The organism is Geomonas agri (genome assembly GCF_020179605.1).
GTDB lineage: Bacteria > Desulfobacterota > Desulfuromonadia > Geobacterales > Geobacteraceae > Geomonas > Geomonas agri.
This window is the reverse complement of record NZ_JAINZO010000002.1, coordinates 1,500,712-1,521,454: the sequence shown is the minus strand read 5'-3', so window position 1 is coordinate 1,521,454 and position 20,743 is coordinate 1,500,712. Positions and strand designations below refer to the sequence as shown.

Below are 20,743 nucleotides of genomic sequence, written 5' to 3'. Positions count from 1 at the left end.
GCCATGTCAAAAGATAAAGATATCGGGACCGGTACCATGCTGCTTTCCTTCCTGGCCGGTGCTGCCGTCGGGATAGGGGCAGCCCTGCTGCTCGCGCCGAACACCGGTGAAGAGCTGCGCGGCAAGATCAAGGATCTCGCCGACGACGCGGTGGACAAGATCAAGGAATACGCCAGCGAGGCGCAGGACAAGATCAGGTCCAGCTACGAGGATGGCAAGGACCTGGTGCTGGAGAAGAAGAACATCATCTCCTCGGCCATAGAGGCCGGCAAGGAGGCGATGGAGCGGGAACGGGAGAAGAAAACCCAGGTCTAAGCGCCATGTCCCCCACTTCCGAAAAGCCCACCACCAGGTGGGCTTTTTTGTTCATCCTCCCCCACCCGCAACTGGAGGAGGCTCCCAACTGATCTTTTTCCGGCGCAGTCCCGGCAGGGGACGTGCCGCCAGCAGCAGCGGTGCTACAGCATGAACGACAGTAACGGCAGCAAGAAATTCTCCGCCGGCCTCATCTGGCAGTACGACCCGGCGGCCGTCGGCGGTTGGAAGGGGAAGGGGCTCAGTCTTTTGCAGTTCGCCAGCTTCGCCTTCTCCAACTTCATGGCCAACAACGCCCTGTTGCGCGCCACGGCCCTCTCCTTCACCACGCTGTTGTCCCTGGTGCCGCTACTCGCCCTCGCCTTCTCGGTGCTCAAGGGGCTGGGCGCGCAAAACCGGCTGGTGCCCCTGATCCTGAAGCAGGTTACCGCCGGGAACGAGGAGGTTGTGGACCGGGTCATCTCCTACATCGGCAACACCAACATGAGTTCGGTGGGCGCCATCGGCCTTGCGGCGCTCTTGTTCACCGCCATCAGCATGCTCGGCAGCATCGAGGACGCCTTCAACGTGATCTGGGGCGTACCGGAGACACGCACCTTCTACCGCAAGTTCAGCGACTACCTGAGCGTGCTGGTCAGCGCGCCGCTGCTCCTTTTGGCCGCAACTAGTATCACCACCACCCTCTCCAGTAAATGGCTCACCACCTGGATCATGGAGTGGACCTACCTGGGGGACCTGTTCCTGTTCACCCTGGGACTCACCCCCTACCTCGTGGTCTGGATCGCCATCTTCCTGCTCTACGTTTTCATGCCCAACACGCGCGTGCGCTTTGACTCGGCGCTGATCGGCGCGGTCCTCTCCGGCACGCTCTGGCAGTTCGCCCAGTGGGGCTATATCCACTTCCAGGTAGGTGCCGGCAACTACAACGCCATCTACGGCACGCTGGCGGCGCTCCCCATCCTGATGGTCTGGATCTACGTGAGCTGGATCATCGTACTGTTCGGCATGGAGGTAGTCGCGGCACACCAGAGCCGGGGCACCTTCCGGCGCGACATCCGGGGCCGGGACATCAGCCACGAACTGCAGGAACTGGTGGCGCTGGCAGCACTGCGGCACATAGCGGACGCCTTCTATCGCGGCGAGCCCGCGTGGGGCGAAAACCACCTGGCGGCAAAACTCGGCGTCCCCCTGCGCATCGTGCGCAACACGCTGGAACATTTGCGCGACCAAGGCTTCGTCGTCATGGCCGGCGAGGGGCGCGGCAATTACTACCCGGCACGCGACCTGGACCAGGTTTCGATCGCGGACGTGCTGCTCTCGCTGAGAAGGCGCGGCGCCTCAGCCGCCATCTCCGGTGAGGAGCTGGCCGAGGGGCTTTTGGCCCAGTCGGAACAGGCGGTCACGGTCGCCCTGGGAGGGGTCACCCTGAAGGATCTTGCCTTCCCCGAAATGCGCCCCCCCGGCGTTGACAAAGGGGACACAGTTGACATATAGTGGCCCGATTAAACAGACGGCCAGAAGCGGGATATGCAAGATTTAAAAGACATCGACAAAGTAAAAAAACGCAGCAGACGACTCCGCAAGGCAAAGGCCGATGACGGGCGCAACGTATTCCTTCGGCAGATCGAGGAGACCAAGCCCCAGAAGAAGCGGCTCAGGGTCATCCTGCCCGCCATCGCGCTCTTACTTGCCTCCTACCCACTGATCTCCCTCCTGGGGTCTCCCCGCGCCAAAACGGCGCCGGCAACCGAAGTACAGGCCGCCGTCTCCCTCTCCAAACTGGACCAGGGCAGCGCCTTCAAGCTCGCCGCCGACGCCTACTCGAACGCCAAGGTGCAGGGCGGCAAGTTAACCGCCCCCCTGCCGCAGGGCGGCCAGGTGACCTACGGTATCGATGAAGAGGTGCAGAGGAAGATCGAGAAACTCTTCACCGACTACAAGGTCCCCTACGGCCTCTTCGTCGCCCTCGAGCCCAAGACCGGTCGTATCCTCGCCGCCGTCTCGCATTCCGCCTCCCAGCCGGGCTGGGAAAAGGGCGCCAACTACCACCTCTACCCCATGGCGTCGCTGTTCAAGATAGTCACCGCCACGGCGGCACTGGAAGAGAAAAAGGTGGGGCCGGACACCATGTTCGCTTTTAACGGCAAGCTCACCTCGGAGAGCCCGAAGTACTGGCGCGTGCGCCCCGGCCGCGGCAACCAGCAGATGCCGCTGTCGCTTGCCATGGGCAAATCGGTCAACCCGGTGTACGGCCGGCTCGCCGGCGAGGTGGTCGGGCGCGATCCGCTGCTGTTATACGCGGGGAGGTACGGCTTCAACCAGCCCATCGTCCCCGGTTCGCCGATCCTTGCCAGCACGGCCCCCGTCCCGGGTACCGTCGACGAGCTGATGCGCATGGGCGCCGGCTTGAACCGCGAGGTGAAAATCTCTCCCTTCCACGCCGCCGCCATCATGGCCACGGTGGCCAACGGCGGGGTGATGATGGCCCCGTCGCTTGCCAGCGAGATCAGGGACGCCAAGGGGAACGTGGTGTTCTCCCTGAAGCCCCAGGTGCTGCGCACGGTGATGACACCGCAGACCGCCAGCAACCTGGCGCACATGCTCGCCACCACAGTGGAGAGCGGCACCTCGCGGCGCGCCTTCCACGATCGCCGCGGGAGACGGATGCTCGCCTCGGTACGCATCGCGGCCAAGACCGGCTCCATCGATGGCTCCGACCCCGCCGGGCACTACAGCTGGTTCGCGGCCTACGCGCCGATGGAGGATCCGCAGATCGCCCTGGCAGCGCTGGTCATCAACGAGAACAAGTGGCGCATCAAGGCGACCTCGGTGGGCGAACAGGCGTTAGAGGCCTTTTTCAGGTAACCGTTTTTCCGGGCAGGTGAAAATGGATTGTTCAGGATGCGGGACGTGCTGCGTCGCGCCGGACATCAGCGCCTTGGGAAAGAAGGTGGGAGAGCCGTGCCGCCACCTCTCCGGTGAGCAGCGCTGCCTGATCTACGAAGAGCGCCCGGCCGTGTGCCGCGGCTACCGTCCGGACGAGATCTGCGCGCGCATCGCGGCACCGACGTTACCGGAACGGGTGGATAACTACCTCGGGCTGTTCGGGTTGCGCCCCGACTAGTCGAAGCGCTCCAGGGTGATCCCCTGTTCGGTCCACTGGGCGTAGGAGTAGTCGGTGATCCAGTCGCCGAGGGCAATGAAGACCCGCTCCCCTTCCCGTACTTCCATCGGGAGATGGAAGTGTCCGGTGACGATCAGGTCGCACCCGGCCACGAAGCGCTCTCGAGCGAAGCGTGACAGGATGCTCCGGTAATCCCAGCGGCTCTTGCGCGAGACGTGCTGGCGGCTGGAGCGCAGCGACAACCTGACCGCGATCCGGTCGGCCAGCCGGCGCGGGAACACCGGTACCAGCGCCTTGACCAGGGGACTGCGCAGCAGGAAGCGCCAGGCCCGGTAGCGGTGATCGGCGCGGTTGACCTGGTCACCGTGGCACAGGCAGACCTTCTTGCCGTCAATCTCCAGTTCGGCGCCGCCGGCGTAAACCTCGGCCTGCAGCTCGTTTCTGAAGAAGCCCCCCAGGTGGAAGTCGTGGTTCCCCTCGAAGTAGACGATGCGCACCCCGCGCGCCCTCACCCGCTTCAGACAGTCCACGATCTCGCCGTAGTGACCGTACACGGGCCGCGGGTTGCCAATCCAGAACTCGAAGATGTCCCCCAGAAGGTAGAGGGTGTCGGTGTCGGCGGGAAGCGTGTCCAGAAAACGGACCAGGGCCCGGTAGTTCCGGTCCTGCGGGTTCCTCAGGTGGGCGTCGGCGATGAAAATCTTGCGCATTCGCGCAATATATACAAAAATACGGACTTGGTAAAGGAAACAGGCACGGGTGCATCTCCACTCGACCTCAACCTTGACCTTAACCTGTTGCTAAGAGGTATCGATGCACGCACTGCGCAACCTGGAGATCGTCTGGGAGGACCTGATGGAGGCCTTCGAGAACGGCGATCCGGATTTAGTTTACTTTTTGGACCGCGAGACCGGCGAGGTATTCTCCGTCCCCGCCGAGTACGAGGACGAGAATTTTTGGGAGGAGGTGGCCTCCCAGGAGGAGCGCTTCCTCGAGATCCCCCCCTTCGACTACGGGCAGGAGCGCCAACTGGTGCACGCCTTCATCCAGCGGCTCACCAACGAAGGGCTCAAGGATATGCTGACGCGGGCCTTCAGCGGCAAACAGTCCCACGGCAGGCTGCACGAGATCCTCGCCTTCTACCCCGAGGAGCAGGAGCGTTTTCACGCGATCCGCGAAGCCTTCCTCACCGACCGCGCCGCCCACTGGCTGGAGGAGCACGACATCTACCCCCCCGAACGGTTCTAGTATCCCCCGAAGCGGCGCCCATTGACCCGGGCGCCGCTTTTGCGTAACATCTCACTGGTGTTGATCATTACAACCGGAAGTGCCGCCGCAGGCAGCGCCGGCCGCACCTCCCTCGCACCCGGGCTCCCACATGACACACAAAAGCTGGCTCACAACCTTCCTGGAGATGGCGGTCATCGTATTCATCTCGGCGCTGCTCGGCATCGCCTGGAACAGGACTCTCCTTGCCGATGCCTGGCGCGGCGCCCCCGCAGGACAGGCGGCGCCGGTTTCCCAGCAGGTGGCTCAGGGGGCCCAGCAGGCGGAGGCGCTTCCCATGCCGATCGCCTTGGCGCAGGTGAAGGAACTGCACGACTCGGGGCAGGCGGTGTTGGTGGACGCCAGGAGCGCCACGAGCTTCGCCAAGGAGCACATCGCTGGAGCGCGTTCCCTGCCGCTTGAGGAAGCGAGCCGCCAGGCGACGCCACAGTTGAAAGGGGTCGCTAAGGACTCCGTCATCATCGCCTACTGCAACGGTTTTTCCTGCCACGACAGCATGGAGTTGGGCAAGCTCCTGATCAAGGCCGGCTACGGCTCGGTCTATGTCTTCGAGGGAGGGCTCCCCGAGTGGCGCGACGGCGGCTATCCAACCTCGGGAGGAAAGCAATGAAAGGTGTGTCTTCGTCGATGATCTCCCTGGCGCTCCGCATCGCCCTCGGCGCCATCTTCATCTATGCCGCCCTCCCGAAGATCGCCGACCCGGTGGCCTTCGCCGGCAGCGTTGCGGCCTACCGGATTCTCCCCTACTTCTGGAGCTACCTCACCGCCGCTGTACTTCCCTTTCTGGAGCTTACCTGCGGGGTGCTGCTCATCCTGGGAGTGCGGGTCAGAAGCGGCGCCTTGATCATCGGCGCGCTCAATGTCGTCTTCATGGCCGCACTCGCCGCCGCCATGATCCGGGGACTCGACATCGATTGCGGCTGTTTCCGCCAGGATGGCCCCAAGACCGCCCCCTGGGTTGCGCTCGTGCGCGACGCCTTTTTCCTCGCCATGACCGCGGCAGTGCTGCGCTACGAGCGGCTGCGCATCCGGTAGCAGCCCCGGGACCGGTGCGGTCTGCCTCTGCTCTTCCCCGCCCTTCCCCTGCCCTCCCCCCAGCGCCACGCCCCCCGGCAGCTTGCAGTTTTGACAGAATTACTGTAGGATGCCGCGTTGTTTCATTAAGCACTGGGAGAATGTTTTGAACACCGAAATTCTGCTCGTAATCGGGGCGTACCTGCTCGGCTCGGTACCGACCGGCCTGCTCCTGGCCCGGAGTATGGGCATCAATATCAGGGAATGTGGCAGCGGCAACATCGGCGCCACCAACGTCTACCGCACCGCCGGCAAGAAGCTCGGCGTCATGACCCTGATCGGGGACTGCCTCAAGGGGCTGATCCCGGTCCTGATCGCGCAGGCCATGGGGCTGCTCCCCATGTGGGTGGCTGCTATCGGCCTGGCCGCTTTCCTTGGCCACGTCTATACCGTCTTTCTCGGCTTCAAAGGCGGCAAAGGGGTTGCCACCGCGCTAGGCGTGCTGCTGGGTACCGCGCCGCTGGCCGTGCTGTTCGGCATCCTCGTTTTCGCCGCCGTCCTCTACAAGTGGCGCTACGTCTCCCTGGCCTCCATCAGCGCCGCCGCCTGCATCCCCGTACTTGCCTGGGCCACCTGCACCCCTCGCGAAACCATGATCATGGCGGTGGTGATTGCAGCGATCGTGATCCTCAAGCACCACGAGAACATCGCCAGACTCCGGGCCGGCACCGAAAACAAGTTCAAGGCCTGAACACCGGGCAAGCAGGAATAAAAAAAGGGCGGTTCCTCTCAGGGAAGCCGCCCTTTATTATTGCTCTTTGCGTTCTCAGATCTCTCAGATTTTCTTCGCGCCGATGGTTTCTAAGCCGCTTGCTCCAAGACCAGCGGGGTCAGGAAACGCTTCATCTTCTTGAGAGCCCCTTCCTCGATCTGGCGTACCCGCTCACGGGAGATGGAGAAATGGTCGGCGATCTCCTGCAGGGTAAGCGGCTGGTCCGCTGAGACGCGGTGCTCGATGACGAAACGCTCTTTCTCGTTCAGTTGTTCGAGCGCGCTTGCTACCGTCTGCTCCAGGATGGTGGTCTCCTGGCGCTCGGCCAGCATTTCCTCCTGGTTCTGGCGCAGGTCGGGCAGGCTTTCCAGGAAGGTCCCCCCCTCCCCTTCGAACATCTCCACGTCCAGCGACAGCTCGCCCCTCAGGCGCTGTTCCATCTCCTGCGCCTCGGTGTCCTTAACGTCCAGCGAGATGGCCGCCGCGTGCAGGTCGCCTTCGCCGGTCATGTTGATGATGGCCTGTTTGGCCTGGTTCAGCTTGAAGAACAGCTTTCTCTGCGCCTGGGTGGTGCCAATCTTCAACAGGCTCCAAGCCGAGATGATGTGGTTTTGGATGTACGCCCTGATCCACCACACGGCGTAAGAGATGAGACGGACGCCCTTGGCGGGGTCGAACTTCCTGACCGCCATCATCAGTCCCACGTTCCCCTCCTGGATCAGGTCCAGCATCTTCATCCCGTAGGAACGGTACTCCCCGGCAATCTTCACGACAAACCTGAGGTTCGAGGTAATCAGCTTGTGAGCCGCCTCCAGGTCCCCCTCGTCGCGGAACCTGCAAGCCAGATCCATCTCCTCATCCGCCGACAAAAGCGGGAAACGGTTGATCTCCGCGAGGTACAGGGTAAGGCTGTCTATAGGTACCGGCATTGCGTGCGTCATGTCGATCTCTCCCTTGTGAGTGCTGGTTTTGCCTTCTGCTGTTAGCACTCTCCACTCTTGAGCGCTAATAAATATAACAAGCCGCATGCAAAAAATCAAGGGGATGCCCGTGAATTTACGGGGGTTAAATTACTTGCGCCTGCCGCTGCGAATGTGGTAAACGAAAAGATCGAAATAAGCGACGCCTGGCGCCGAAAAACCGGAGGTTCTGCCACATGGAGATCAGGGTAATACCGATTAGCGAGGGGGAGAAGAAGGCCAAGTACACCGACGAGTCGCAGCTCGGTTTCGGAAGGATTTTCACCGATTACATGCTGCTGGTCGAATGGAAAGCCGGCCAGGGTTGGGTCGACGGCCGCATCAAGAAGTACGAGCCGTTCCAGATCGACCCCGCGGCGCTCGTTTTGCACTACGCTCAAGAAATCTTCGAGGGGCTGAAAGCCTACAAATGGGAGGACGGCACTATCGCGCTGTTCCGCCCGGAGATGAATGCCCGTCGCTTCAACCACTCCGCGGAACGCCTCTGCATGCCGGAGGTTCCCGAAGAGCTTTTCGTGAAAGGGATCGAGCAACTGGTCGCCCTTGAAAGCGCGTGGGTTCCGGGGTCGGAAGGGACCTCGCTCTACATCCGTCCCGCCATGATCGCCGTCGAGCCGCACGTCGGCATCAAGCCCTCGGACCACTACTACTTCTACGTGATCCTTTCTCCGGTGGGCGCCTACTACTCCGCCGGCTTCAACCCGGTCAAGATCATGGTCGAGGACAAGTACGTCCGCGCCACCCCCGGCGGCACCGGCGAAGCCAAGACCGGCGGCAACTATGCCAGCTCCCTCAAGGCCGGGCTCGAGGCCAAGAAGAAGGGGTACGACCAGGTGCTGTGGCTGGACGGCGTGCACAAGCGTTACATCGAGGAAGTCGGCTCGATGAACATGTTCTTCGCCTACGGCGACACCATCGTCACCGCTCCGCTCGAGGGGAGCATCCTGCACGGCATCACCCGCGATTCCGTACTGACCCTGGCTAAGTCCATGGGGCTCAAGGTCGAGGAGCGCAAGATCGACGTGAATGACCTGATGCAGGATCTGAAGAGCGGCAAGATCACCGAGGCCTTCGGCAGCGGCACCGCGGCGGTAGTCACCCCGGTCGGTACCCTCTGCTATGCCGGTGAAACGGTCCAGGTCGGTACCGGCGGCGTCGGCAAGCACACCCAGGCCCTGTACGACACCCTGACCGGCATCCAGACCGGCAAGATCGAAGACAAGTTCGGTTGGATCAAGAAGGTTAAGTAATACAATCACCTGACAAGGTAACGAAAAAGGGGACAGGCTACTTTTTAAAGTGCCTGTCCCCTTTTCATTTCGTTCTGGAGATGAAAGTTTAGAACAACTCCATCTGGCCGCTCAGCAGCTCGCCCGGAGCCGGAGCAACCTTGCCCGGCCCTTCTACCCCTTTCCAGGACAGCCCGGCCTTGATCATCTCCTGGAGCCACTTCTTGGGAACCGACCGGTAACGGCACCGTTTGAGGGAGCCAACGGTGATGGTGGCGGAGACCACCCCGCGCCGTATACGCGGCACGATCTCCGTAATCTTGCCGATAAACAGGAAGCAGCGGGTCGCGTCTTTGTGCTCGAGGAGCACCTCGTCGCCGATGACGGCGAGGCAGATGGCGTGGTGGCGCTTGTTATCCACGAAGAAACTGACAGCGCACCCCGGCGTGGCAACGACCGGCTTTGACAACTCCTCGGCGTCCCAGACCAGTTCCTCGCCCTCATCGCCATCTTCATCGAGCGCTTCGTCAGGATCCTCGCCGTAGAAGAGATTTTCATCTGCCGCCAGGTCAAGGTCGTCGTCCAGCTCGTCCTCGACCGCCAGATCCAGGTCGACCTCGGCATCCGGATGCTCTTCGGCTCCGACTCCGTTATCGTTGCATTTCAACTTTGCCAACTCAGCTCCCCTGCAAGCATCACGTGCGTACCAACAGCTAGCGGTTTGCATCCCGACCATCGTGCGCCTCGGCACCGCAACCCGCTGCCGGATAATGCCATATCTCGCCACACACTACAAGCCTTGCCACAGTGAACTGATCCAGATGACCGCCGCACCTTTGAGCTAAAAACAGCCCACCACCTTGACACGCCTCATCCCCCTCCCTATCTTCTTCTATGACTTAGGAGGCAACCCATGATCAGACCAGAGAAAATGACCGTAAAGACGCAGGAAGCCATAGCGACGGCGCATGAAAACGCCCTCGCCATGTCAGCGCCCGCCATCGAAGCCGAACACCTGCTGCTCGCCCTTATCGACCAGGAAGGCGGCTTCGTGCCCGACCTCATCAAGAAGATCGGCGCCCCCCTGCCGCGCCTGCGTGACAGCGTGGACGAGGTGCTCAAACGCCTGCCCAAAGTGACCGGTGGTGCCCAAGTGGGGCTCTCGGCAGCTCTCAACCGCGTCCTGGACCAGGCCCAGAAAGAAGCGGACACGATGCACGACACCTTTGTGTCGACGGAACACCTGCTGCTGGCGCTGGTGGCTTCGAAGGACACCCCGAGCGGTCGACTCTTGAGTCAGAACGGCGTGACCCGCGACGGCATCCTCGCGGCGCTGAAGGAGTTGCGCGGTGGCGAAGCGGTCAACGAGCAGGACCCCGAACAGAAATACCAGGCGCTGGCCAAATACTGCCGCGACCTGACCGACCTTGCCCGCCAGGGAAAACTGGACCCGGTCATCGGGCGCGACGACGAGATCCGCCGCGTGCTCCAGGTGCTGTCCCGGCGTACCAAGAACAACCCGGTGCTGATCGGTGAGCCCGGCGTGGGCAAGACGGCCATCGCCGAGGGCCTCGCCCAGCGCATCGTGTCCGGCGACGTCCCCGAAACGCTCAAGGACAAGGTGATCATGGCGCTCGACATGGGAGCCCTCATCGCCGGCGCCAAGTACCGGGGCGAGTTCGAGGAGCGACTCAAGGCGGTCATCAAGGAAGTGGCGCGCTCGGAAGGGAAGATCATCCTCTTCATCGACGAGATGCACACGCTGGTGGGCGCGGGAGCGGCGGAGGGGGCCATGGACGCCTCCAACATGCTGAAGCCTGCCCTGGCCCGCGGCGAGCTGCACTGCATCGGCGCCACCACGCTCAACGAATACAGAAAGCACATCGAGAAGGACGCGGCGCTCGAGCGGCGCTTCCAGCAGGTGTACGCCGGCGAGCCGAGCGTTGAGGAAACCATATCGATCCTGCGCGGCCTCAAGGAAAAATACGAGAACTACCACAAGATCCAGATCAAGGATTCGGCCATCATCGCAGCGGCGACGCTCTCGGACCGCTACATCACCGACCGTTTCCTCCCCGACAAGGCGATCGACCTCATCGACGAGGCGGCATCCCGGCTCAGGATCGAACTGGATTCCAAGCCGACCGAGATCGACGAGATCGACCGGCGCGTCATCCAGCTCCAGATCGAGCGGGAGGCCATGCTGCGCGAACACGACCCCAAAGCACTTGAGAGACTGAAAAAGCTGGAAGAGGAGCTTTCGACGCTGAAGGCGCAGTCGGACGAACTGAACAGCCACTGGAAAAGGGAGACCAATCTCCTCGCAGAACTGGGCGAACTCAAACAGCACAAGGAGGACAAGGCCGAGGAGGCCAAACGCGCTGAGCGCGATGGTCTTTTGGCCCGCACAGCCGAGATCCGCTACGGCGAAATCCCAGCCATCGAGAAGGAGATCGAGGACAAGCGCCTCACCCTGGAACAGATCCAGAAAGAAGGGAAGATGCTCCCGGAGGAGGTGGATGCCGAGATGGTGGCCGAAGTGGTCGCCAAGTGGACCGGCATCCCGGTGAACCGGATGCTGGAGACCGAGAGCGAGAAGCTAGTGCGCATGGAAGAGCGACTGAAGAGCCGGGTGGTTGGCCAGGACGAGGCGCTCACCCTTGTTGCCAACGCCGTGCGCCGCGCAAGGAGCGGTCTCTCCGACCCGAACCGTCCCATCGGTTCCTTCATCTTCCTGGGCCCCACTGGGGTCGGCAAGACGGAAACCGCCCGCGCCCTTGCCTCGTTCTTGTTCGACGACGACCAAGCCATCGTGCGCATCGACATGAGCGAATACCAGGAGAAACACACAGTGGCGCGCCTAATCGGGGCTCCGCCGGGATACGTCGGTTACGAGGAGGGAGGGCAACTCACCGAGGCGGTGCGGCGCCGCCCCTACTGCATCGTGCTCTTTGACGAGATAGAGAAGGCACATCCTGAGGTATTCAACGTCTTCTTGCAGATCCTCGACGACGGCAGGCTAACCGACGGGCAGGGGAGAACGGTGGACTTCAAAAATTCCGTGATCATCATGACCAGCAACCTTGGCTCACAGTGGATCCAACAGTACGGCGCCACCGACTACGCCAAGATGCAGGGTGAGGTCATGGAGACGCTCAGGGAGGCGTTCAAGCCGGAATTCCTGAACCGCGTTGACGAGATCGTCATCTACCACGCGCTCCCCTTGGAGCGGATCAAGGAGATCGTCTCAATCCAGCTGCAGTCACTCACCAAGCGACTGGAAGAGAAGAGCATTGGGCTGGAGGTCACCGACCAGGCACGGGAGTTCCTGGCGCGGGAAGGCTACGACCCCGCCTATGGAGCCCGGCCTTTGAAACGCGCCCTGCAGCGCAAGATACAGGACCCGCTGGCGCTCATGTTGCTGGAAGGAAAATTCGGCCCAGGAGACACGGTCGAGGTCGACGTGACAGCCGATGGGACTTCCCTGGCCATCGGCAAAAATAGCGAAGTTAACGAATACAAGAACCCAAATTAACAAATTGATATTTCATCTTTAAGCTGCTATTGTACGCGGCGCAAAGCTAGGGTTTTGCGCCGCCCAAGCGGTAATTCGATGTGGGGGAGAGTCTTAGATGAAGCGTTATTCCACCATGATGTCCGTCCTCGTCACGCTGGCGCTGCCGGTAGCCGGAAGCTGTGCCGACATACCCAAAGCCCCCGAGAAGGCAGACACCAAGGTCGAAGCAGTCGCACCGAAAGCTGCCGATGCCAAAGCCGACGCTGCTGCCAAGGCACCTGAAAAAGCCGAGTCCAAAGTCGAGGCCATCAAAAAGAGCATGTCCACAAGCGGCCATTCCATGATGATGGGTGGCACTGCCCCTGCTGCAGCAGGGGACACCAACCCCGTCGGCAAGGTCATCGAGACCATGGCAAGCGGCGGTTACACCTACGCCAACCTGGAAGTGGCCGATGGCACCAAGACCTGGGTAGCATACCCAGTCCTCGAAACCCGCGTCGGAGATACCCTTTCCTTTAAGGGCTGCATGCCGATGGGCAAGTTCCAGAGCAAGACCCTCAACCGCACCTTCGACAGCATACTGTTCTGCAACGCACCGGAAGTTAAAGGCGCTGCGGCAAAGTCTGCCGCCAAGGAGGCCAAGAAGGCCACTCCTGGCGAGAAGATCAAGGTGGAAAAGGCAACCGGCGCCAACGCCTACACCGTTGAGGAGATCTTTGCCAAAAGCGGCTCCCTGAACGGCAAGCAGGTCGTGGTGCGTGGCCAGGTGGTCAAGGTCGCCTCCGGCATCATGAACAAGAACTGGCTGCACCTCCAGGACGGCACCGGCAACGACAAGAAGAAAACCAACGACCTCGTGGTGACCACCACCGACAACGCGGAAGAAGGCGATGTCATCACCGTTTCCGGCACCCTCGCAAAGGACAAGGATTTCGGCGGTGGCTACAAATACACCGCCATCATCGAGAAGGGGAGCGTGAAGAAGTAACACGTCCCGCGGGTAAACAACGCAAAGGCCCTCCGTCCAGACGGAGGGCCTTTTTTAATACCTTTCAGCCGCAAACACTCCCTCTCCCCCCGGGAGAGGGTCGGGGTGAGGGCGTTGCCACGAAGAAAGCATGACACCGCCGGCATCTCCCTCCCTCGTCCTCCGGCCACTCTCTCCCGGAGGACGAGGGATAAAAGTCCGAGCGTCCCGTTTTTGACAGCCGCAGCACAGGGGAACTACCATGTCCACCACCTCACTCTTGATCGTCCTCTACCTCGCGCGCTTCGCTGCAGCCTGCCTGCTGCGCTATCTGAACCTGCGCCACCTCCGGCGCTATGGCAGCACCGTCCCGGAGGGGTTCGCAGATGCCGTCGATGCGCAGGCGCTGGCCAAGTCGGCGAGCTACACGCTGGCGCAGAGTCGGCTGGCCCTGATCGACTCCATTTACGACAGTGCGCTGCTGCTCATCTTCATGTTCACCCCGCTGCTGCCGCTCTACGACCGGTGGATCGCCTCGCTCACTGACTCGTTCGTGCTCCGGGGTGTGCTGTTCATGCTGGTCCTCACCCTGATCCAGGAGGTGCTCGACATCCCCTTCTCGCTCTATAGCACCTTCCGCCTGGAGCGGCGCTATGGCTTCAACACCACGACGCCGAGCCTGTGGCTTTCGGATCTCCTCAAGTCAGCCCTGATCTCGGCGGCCCTCACCGCCATCGTCATCAGCGCGGCGCTGTTGCTAGTCCAACACTCCCCTGGCCTTTGGTGGCTCTGGGTCTGGGCCTTCTTCGCCCTCTTCTCCATCGTCATGATCTACATCTCCCCCTACGTCATCGAACCGCTCTTCTCGAAGTTCGAACCGCTGGGCGACCCGGAACTAGAGGAAGAGATCCGCATGATGCTAGCAAAGGCGGATCTTAGGGTGAAGGATGTCCAGCAGATGGACGCTTCCCGGCGCAGCCTCCACTCCAACGCTTATTTCACCGGCATCGGGCGGGTCAAGCGCATCGTCCTCTACGACACACTGCTGAAGCAGATGCAGCGTCCGGAGTTGCTGGCGATCCTGGCACACGAGACAGGACACTGGAAGAAGGGGCACATCTGGAAACGGTTGGTGCTCATGGAGGCTGCCGCCCTCGCGCTCTTCTTCCTGGTGCACCAGGTTATTGTCTGGGGCGGGCTTCCGCTTCTGTTCGGCCTCCCACAAGCGTCGTTTCTGGCCCAGGTCCTCATGGTCAGCTTCATCTTCTCCATCATTTCCTTCCCGCTGACGCCCATCGGCTCGTGGCTGTCGCGTCGCAACGAATGGGAGGCGGACCGCTTCGCGTCCGACCTGTCCGGTGCTCCGGAAGCCCTCGCCTCCGCCCTGGTGAAGCTATCCACCGAGAACCTCTCCAACCTGCACCCGCACCCGCTCTACGCGGCTTTCTACTACAGCCATCCTCCGGTTGTGGACCGGGTTGCGGCGCTGCGCGCCATGAAGGGGAAGGCACCGTCGGAATAATTAACACAACCTCATTGCGCCTCTACTCTTGTTCTGGTATTTTTGCTGAGGCCTCAAGTCACAAGACCAGCAACAGGAGCCGATCGAAATGCGTCTGAACATCCTGATAACCGCCTCGGAAGCAGTCCCCTTCGCTAAGGAAGGCGGTCTCGCGGACGTCGTCGGCGCCCTCCCCAAATATCTTCAGGCGCGTGGGCACGACGTCCGCGTGGTGATGCCCCGCTACTACAAGGTTGACCGCGAGCGTTACCAGTTGCGCCAACTCCCCGGCGTGCTGGTGGTCCCCATGGGGATCATCGGTAACATGTACTGCGGCGTGTACCAGGGCACCATGCCCGGCTCCAGCGTCTCCATCTATTTCCTAGAACACCAGGATTTCTACGGGCGGGATTCGCTCTACGAGAGGGACAACCAGGGGTATCTCGACAACGACAACCGCTTCATCTTCCTCTCCAAGGCCAGCTTGGAACTGTGCAAGATGCTCCAGTTCACACCGGACGTGGTGCACGCGCACGACTGGCATACCGCCGCTGTTCCGATGCTGATGAACACCTGGTACCGCCACGACTACCACCTCTCCCAGGCCGCATCGCTCCTTACCATCCATAATATGCAGCACCAGGGGAGCTTCTACGAAGGGGCCATGGACGTCCTTGGTATCGGGTGGCACCACTTCACCTTCCTGGAACTTGAGATGGACAACCAAGTGAATCTTCTCAAGGGTGGGATCTACCACGCCACGATGCTTAATACCGTCAGCGAAGGGTATGCACGGGAGATCCAGACCCCGGAGTACGGCTGGGGGCTGGAAGGTGTGGTCCGGGAGCGCTCCGGCGTCCTCTCCGGCATCCTGAACGGCGTCGACTATCATGAGTGGAACCCGGAAGAGGACCGCCTCCTGCCCGCCAATTACAGCGCCAACGATCTCTCGGGAAAGGCAATCTGCAAGAAGGAGTTGCAGCGCGCCCTGGGTCTGCCGCAGCGTGAGGATGTGCCCCTGATCGGCATGGTCTCGCGCCTGGTGAAGCAGAAGGGGATCGATATCCTGGCGCAGGCGCTGCCCCGCCTTCTGGAGCTGGACATCCAGTTGGTGCTTTTGGGCGCCGGCGAACCTTGGGCCCACTTCTATTTCGGCGGTGTCGCGGCGGACCGCCCCGATCGCTTCGCCTGCCGCATCGGTTACGACAACAGCCTGGCCCACCGCATCGAGGCCGGCTGCGATTTTTTCCTGATGCCTTCCGCCTTCGAGCCGTGCGGCCTGAACCAGATGTACAGCATGCGCTACGGGACCCTCCCCATCGTGCGCGCGACAGGCGGGTTGGACGACTCCGTGGAGAACTTCGATGCCACCCGGCGCACCGGCGACGGCTTCAAGTTCTGGAACCTCGACGCCGGAGCCCTGTTCGACACCGTCGGCTGGGCAGTGCACACCTGGTACCACGATCCCGAGGCGATTGCGGCGCTGCGCAAAAACGCCATGGCCAAGCGTTTCACCTGGGAGAATGCCGCCGAGAAGTACGAGCTGCTCTACCTGGAGGGAATGAGAAGGAAACTGGGCGAAGAGAGGTTCAGGCAGGTGATGGAAGAGAGGACTCCCCCCAACAAAAAAAGACCCCGCAAGGAAACCGAGGCATATCAGCCCCAGGCCTAGCGAGGTGACCAAACGGTTTCGACGTACTCCCACCGAATTGCGCAACAGCCACGGGTAACCCACCATGTTGGAAGCCATTCGCAGCAACTGCCCGCACAGCAAGGCATCGCGAGCCCCACGCCGCTTCTCCTGCCGCGGAAAACTTCCCTAAGCCGGCTGGGATTGTACTATTCCATACGAGATTTCACTATCGCCGGCAAAATAGTGCAATTCACAACCCGGTTTGCGCTATTTCAAATGGAATAGTGAAATTCCGAACGAAGATTGCACTATTGTCGACGGAATAATGCAAATTCCAACCAACTTTGCACTATTCCAATTGAAATAGTGAAATTTCCAACCAAGTTTGCACTATTCCAATCGAAATAGTGAAATTCCGAACCAAGATTGCACTATTCCATTTGAAATTTCACTATTCCGACCGAGATTTCACTATTTCATTGGGATCTCACTATTTCCAACAGAAATCGCACTATTTCCGAACAGGGCTTGCCCAGGGGGGGAGGGAATGAGCTGTTTGCTCTCCAGTCACCTCTCTGCTCGTCCGGAAGGGAGACGCGTTTAGCCAGCGGCATAAAAAAAGGCGCCCCGGAATTCCGGGACGCCCTTTTCATTTCAGCTAAAAGCCGGTGCTACATCTTGTTCAGCAGCGGAACGATGAGCAGCGACACGATGTTGATGATCTTGATCATCGGGTTGACCGCCGGGCCGGCGGTGTCCTTGTACGGGTCGCCGACGGTGTCGCCGGTAACGGCAGCCTTGTGAGCTTCGCTGCCTTTGCCGCCGTGGTAGCCATCCTCGATGTACTTCTTCGCGTTATCCCAAGCGCCGCCGCCGGTGGTCATAGAGATAGCCACGAAGATACCGGTGACGATGGAGCCGACGATGACGCCGCCCAGTGCCTTGGGACCGAGGGTGAAGCCGACGACGATCGGGGCGAGGATCGGGATGAGACCCGGGATGACCATCTCCTTGAGAGCGGTCTTGGTCACGATGTCCACGCAGGAAGCGTAGTCCGGCTTGCCGGTGCCTTCCATGATCCCAGCGATGGTGCGGAACTGGCGACGGACTTCGTCGACGACCGCGCCGCCCGCTTTACCGACCGCTTCCATGCACATAGCGGCGAAGTAGTAGGGGAGCATGCCGCCGATGAAGAGACCGACGATGATCTTCGGATCGGAGAGGGAGAAGGTCTTGTCGGCGATGGTCAGCTCCTGGACGTAGGAGGTGAACAGGATGATGGCAGCCAGACCGGCGGAGCCGATGGCGTAGCCTTTGGTGACAGCCTTGGTGGTGTTGCCGACTGCGTCGAGCGGGTCGGTGACGGCGCGGACGGAGTCATCGAGTTCTGCCATCTCGGCGATGCCGCCGGCGTTGTCGGTGATCGGGCCGTAAGCGTCCATGGCGACGACGATACCGGTCAGGGAGAGCATGGAAACCGCGGCGATCGCGATGCCGTAAACGCCTGCGCAGTTAGCCGCGACGATGATGCCTGCCGAGATGACGATGACCGGCAGTGCGGTCGCCTTCATGGAGATGCCGAGACCGGCGATGATGTTGGTGGCGTGGCCGGTCTTGGAGGCCTCGGCGATGTGCTTGACCGGGGCGAACTCGGTCGAGGTATAGTACTCGGTGATCCAGAAGATGGCACCGGTAACGACCAGACCGACGATGGCAGAGATGAAGATGTTGGTTGCGGAGATGACCGTGCCGTTAGCCTCGGCAAGACCCTGCGGGAACATCTGGACGGTGACGAAGTAGAAGGCGATGCAGGCGATCACGCCGGAAGCGATGAGACCCTTGTAGAGAGCGCCCATGATCTTGCCGGAGCCGCCCAGTTTCACGAAGTAGGTGCCGATGATGGAGGCGATGATGGAGATGCCGCCCAGGATCAGCGGGTAGCTGACCGCGCCTGCGTTTGCGAAGCTGATGGCGCCCAGCAGCATGGCGGCGATCAGGGTCACGGCGTAGGTCTCGAAGAGGTCGGCGGCCATACCGGCGCAGTCGCCGACGTTGTCGCCCACGTTGTCCGCGATGACGGCCGGGTTGCGCGGGTCGTCCTCGGGGATGCCTGCCTCGACCTTGCCCACCAGGTCGGCGCCGACGTCAGCGCCCTTGGTGAAGATACCGCCGCCCAGACGGGCGAAGATGGAGATCAGCGAACCACCGAAGCCGAGGCCGACCAGTTGGCCAACCACTTCCTTGACCGGAGCGCCCGGCATGACAGCCTGAAGGAACATGTAGTAGCCAGCAACGCCCAGAAGGCCCAGACCGACGACCAGCATGCCAGTGATGGCGCCGCCTTTGAAGGCAACGTTGAGGGCCTTGTGGATGCCGGACTTGGCAGCCTCGGTGGTCCTTACGTTGGCGCGCACCGAAACGAACATCCCGATGAAGCCGGTGAGACCGGAGAACACGGCGCCGACCAGGAAGCCGACCGCGGTCATCCAACCGAGGGAGGCGAAGAGGGCCACGAACATGGCAACGCCCACCACCGCGATGATGGTGTACTGACGTTTCATGTAGGCGCCCGCGCCTTCCTGGATCGCGGAGGCGATCTGCTTCATCCGCTCGTTACCCTGGGGAAGCCCCAGGATCCACTGGGCCGAGATCAGGCCGTAGGCGACTGCCGCCGCGGCACAGACCAGGGCGAAGACTACTGCATACTGTTCCATTGAAAAAATTCCTCCTATTTGGATATGCCTCAAAAAAAGGCTTGCCTTCCAACATAGTCATAAAAACGGGTGATTGTTATCGAAAACGCCCCATTTTGTCAATCTAATTCGTCCCCGCAACAGCAATTTCTTAAAATATTTTCACTTTTACTCGTATACTTCGTCTCGGCGACACATACGTCTGCTCCCGCAGAACCTGTGTGCCCGCACCTGAGCCAAGGCAGAACACGCTCTGGCACTCCTGGGGGGCGAATAATCATTCTTCCTGCCTTCTCTTTCCCCTGCCGCTCTTTGTGTCATTATCTAAGCCTGTCACTTCCATTCCTTATCCAGCCATTTTGATCTGGTAAACAGTTGCGTATCGGAGGTCGAATATGTATCATAACGCGATGCTTGATCTTAAATGCGGCGATCACAGCTATCCTCTGCAGCTTGCCCCGGAACATCTCCTTTCCGTGCTGAGCCCCCGCCCTTTCCAGCGGCAGGGAACACCGGTCGAGCTGGTCGAGTGCGCACTCGACGGCTGCACCGATTTCCTGGCGATCTTTGCCCCCGGCGACCGCGTCGTCATCGTCACCTCCGACGTGACCCGTCCCACCGGCAGCGAGGTCTACCTTCCCCTGTTGGTCTCACGGCTCAACTCCGTCGGCATCAAGGACCGGGACATCGAGATCGTCGTCGCCCTGGGGATCCATCGTAAGCAGACCCCGGCCGAGCACAAGAAGATCGTTGGGGAGTTGTACGGCAGGATCAAGGTGACCGACCACGACTGCGACGACCCCGGAGAACTGGTTTACCTGGGCGACACACAGCGGGGTGTGCCGGTGGAGGTAAACCGCAGGGTGACCGAGGCGGACCGCCTCATCCTGACCGGCGCCGTCACCTTTCACTATTTCGCGGGATTCGGCGGCGGGCGCAAGAGCATCCTTCCCGGGGTCTCCAGTCGCAAGAGCTGCATGGCGAGCCACTTTTCACTGCTGAACCCGGACGAGGGGAGCGGCAGGCACCCGAAGGCAGTGGCCGGTAACCTGGAGGGGAACCCGGTCCACGAAGCGATGCTGGAAGCCTGCGGCATGGTTGCCCCAGACTTTATCCTGAACACGGTGCTCGGCCCGGACAAGCAGATCATCGCCGCCTTCGCCGGCGATTGGCAGGAGGCGCACTTGGCCGGGTGCCGCTTCTACAACGACACGTTTTCCGCTCCCATCGACGAGCAGGGCGACCTGGTCATCGTTTCCTGCGGGGGCTACCCCAAGGACATCAACCTGATCCAGGCCCACAAGTCGATGGCGTACGCCAGTCGGGCGCTCAAGCCGGGCGGGGTCATGATCCTGCTCGCCGAGTGCCGCGACGGCTACGGCAACGCCACCTTCTTCAACTGGTTCAGCTATGCGACCTGCGCCGAGCTGGAATCGGCCTTGAGGAAGCGCTACGAGATCAACGGCCAGACCGCTTGGTCGGTGAAGGAGAAAGCCGAGCGTTTCAGGATCGTGCTGGTATCCAAGCTCCCGGCGGAAGAGGTGCGCACCATGGGGATGATCCCCGCCGCCACGCTGGACGAGGCGCTGGCGCTGGCAGCTCCGATGCTCCCGGATGACTACAAGGCGTACCTGATCCCTGAAGGGGGGACGGTACTGCCGATGCTACAGACATAAAGACAGCTACCCAAATGTCCCCGCCCCCGGAGGGG

18 protein-coding genes are annotated in these 20,743 nt (G+C 61.3%); 14 read left to right on the top strand and 4 right to left on the bottom strand.

Annotated features, from left to right (window positions below; translation table 11 throughout):
• Nucleotides 1-3: 3 nt before the first annotated feature.
• The 4 genes from K7R21_RS17995 (at nt 4) to K7R21_RS17980 (ending at nt 3,439) form a co-directional block, all read left to right on the top strand.
• Nucleotides 4-315: a YtxH domain-containing protein gene (locus tag K7R21_RS17995; protein WP_183345484.1), complete on the top strand. Its 312-nt coding sequence runs from the start codon at nt 4-6 to the stop codon at nt 313-315.
• Nucleotides 316-465: 150 nt separating this feature from the next.
• Complete coding sequence (locus tag K7R21_RS17990; protein ID WP_224984666.1) at nt 466-1,809, top strand: YhjD/YihY/BrkB family envelope integrity protein; 1,344 nt, start codon at nt 466-468, stop codon at nt 1,807-1,809.
• A 33-nt stretch (nt 1,810-1,842) separates the two neighbouring features.
• Nucleotides 1,843-3,180 carry a penicillin-binding transpeptidase domain-containing protein gene (locus K7R21_RS17985; RefSeq protein WP_224984665.1) on the top strand — a complete coding sequence of 446 codons (1,338 nt, stop codon included), beginning with the start codon at nt 1,843-1,845 and terminating at the stop codon, nt 3,178-3,180.
• 22 nt (nt 3,181-3,202) lie between these two features.
• Nucleotides 3,203-3,439, top strand: coding sequence for a CxxCxxCC domain-containing protein (locus K7R21_RS17980; RefSeq protein ID WP_224984664.1), 237 nt, complete (start codon nt 3,203-3,205; stop codon nt 3,437-3,439).
• Here K7R21_RS17980 and K7R21_RS17975 read toward each other — a convergent pair.
• Nucleotides 3,436-4,149: a UDP-2,3-diacylglucosamine diphosphatase gene (locus tag K7R21_RS17975; RefSeq protein WP_224984663.1), complete on the bottom strand. Its 714-nt coding sequence runs from the start codon at nt 4,147-4,149 to the stop codon at nt 3,436-3,438. The genes K7R21_RS17980 and K7R21_RS17975 overlap by 4 nt on opposite strands.
• A 103-nt stretch (nt 4,150-4,252) precedes the next feature.
• On the opposite strand from K7R21_RS17975, the gene K7R21_RS17970 reads away from it, so the two are divergent.
• The 4 genes from K7R21_RS17970 to plsY all read left to right on the top strand — a co-directional run bounded on the left by K7R21_RS17970 (nt 4,253) and on the right by plsY (nt 6,491).
• Nucleotides 4,253-4,687 (top strand): UPF0158 family protein, encoded by a 435-nt coding sequence (locus K7R21_RS17970; RefSeq protein WP_224984662.1) that lies wholly within the window; start codon nt 4,253-4,255, stop codon nt 4,685-4,687.
• Between the two features lie 130 nt (nt 4,688-4,817).
• Nucleotides 4,818-5,336, top strand: a complete 519-nt coding sequence (locus K7R21_RS17965; protein WP_224984661.1) for a rhodanese-like domain-containing protein — start codon at nt 4,818-4,820, stop codon at nt 5,334-5,336.
• The gene (locus tag K7R21_RS17960) at nt 5,333-5,761 is read left to right on the top strand and encodes a MauE/DoxX family redox-associated membrane protein (RefSeq protein WP_224984660.1); all 429 of its coding nucleotides are present in this window, start codon (nt 5,333-5,335) and stop codon (nt 5,759-5,761) included. The genes K7R21_RS17965 and K7R21_RS17960 overlap by 4 nt, the downstream gene beginning before the upstream one ends.
• A gap of 145 nt (nt 5,762-5,906) precedes the next feature.
• A complete protein-coding gene (gene plsY / locus K7R21_RS17955) occupies nt 5,907-6,491 on the top strand; it encodes a glycerol-3-phosphate 1-O-acyltransferase PlsY (RefSeq protein WP_224984659.1) in 585 nt (194 codons plus the stop codon).
• A gap of 110 nt (nt 6,492-6,601) precedes the next feature.
• Here plsY and rpoH read toward each other — a convergent pair whose 3' ends face one another.
• Nucleotides 6,602-7,453 (bottom strand): RNA polymerase sigma factor RpoH, encoded by an 852-nt coding sequence (gene rpoH, locus K7R21_RS17950; RefSeq protein WP_224984658.1) that lies wholly within the window; start codon nt 7,451-7,453, stop codon nt 6,602-6,604.
• A 215-nt stretch (nt 7,454-7,668) separates the two neighbouring features.
• Between rpoH and K7R21_RS17945 the strand changes: the two genes are divergently transcribed.
• Entirely contained in the window at nt 7,669-8,742 is a 1,074-nt protein-coding gene (locus tag K7R21_RS17945; RefSeq protein ID WP_224984657.1) for a branched-chain amino acid aminotransferase, read from the top strand.
• Nucleotides 8,743-8,830: 88 nt separating this feature from the next.
• Here K7R21_RS17945 and K7R21_RS17940 read toward each other — a convergent pair whose 3' ends face one another.
• Nucleotides 8,831-9,397 (bottom strand): hypothetical protein, encoded by a 567-nt coding sequence (locus tag K7R21_RS17940; protein WP_224984656.1) that lies wholly within the window; start codon nt 9,395-9,397, stop codon nt 8,831-8,833.
• 237 nt (nt 9,398-9,634) lie between these two features.
• On the opposite strand from K7R21_RS17940, the gene clpB reads away from it, so the two are divergent.
• The 4 genes from clpB (at nt 9,635) to glgA (ending at nt 16,378) form a co-directional block, all read left to right on the top strand.
• The gene (gene clpB, locus K7R21_RS17935) at nt 9,635-12,256 is read left to right on the top strand and encodes an ATP-dependent chaperone ClpB (protein ID WP_224984655.1); all 2,622 of its coding nucleotides are present in this window, start codon (nt 9,635-9,637) and stop codon (nt 12,254-12,256) included.
• Nucleotides 12,257-12,353: 97 nt separating this feature from the next.
• Entirely contained in the window at nt 12,354-13,226 is an 873-nt protein-coding gene (locus K7R21_RS17930; protein ID WP_224984654.1) for a DNA-binding protein, read from the top strand.
• Between the two features lie 241 nt (nt 13,227-13,467).
• Nucleotides 13,468-14,727, top strand: a complete 1,260-nt coding sequence (locus tag K7R21_RS17925) for a M48 family metallopeptidase (RefSeq protein WP_224984653.1) — start codon at nt 13,468-13,470, stop codon at nt 14,725-14,727.
• 88 nt (nt 14,728-14,815) lie between these two features.
• Nucleotides 14,816-16,378, top strand: coding sequence for a glycogen synthase GlgA (gene glgA / locus K7R21_RS17920; RefSeq protein WP_224984652.1), 1,563 nt, complete (start codon nt 14,816-14,818; stop codon nt 16,376-16,378).
• Nucleotides 16,379-17,010: 632 nt separating this feature from the next.
• Here the strand turns inward: glgA and K7R21_RS17915 are convergent.
• Nucleotides 17,011-19,053 carry a sodium-translocating pyrophosphatase gene (locus tag K7R21_RS17915; RefSeq protein WP_224984651.1) on the bottom strand — a complete coding sequence of 681 codons (2,043 nt, stop codon included), beginning with the start codon at nt 19,051-19,053 and terminating at the stop codon, nt 17,011-17,013.
• Between the two features lie 374 nt (nt 19,054-19,427).
• Here K7R21_RS17915 and larA point away from each other — a divergent pair, with 374 nt between their 5' ends.
• Nucleotides 19,428-20,708: a nickel-dependent lactate racemase gene (gene larA, locus K7R21_RS17910; protein ID WP_224984650.1), complete on the top strand. Its 1,281-nt coding sequence runs from the start codon at nt 19,428-19,430 to the stop codon at nt 20,706-20,708.
• The last annotated feature ends 35 nt before the right edge of the window (nt 20,709-20,743 follow it).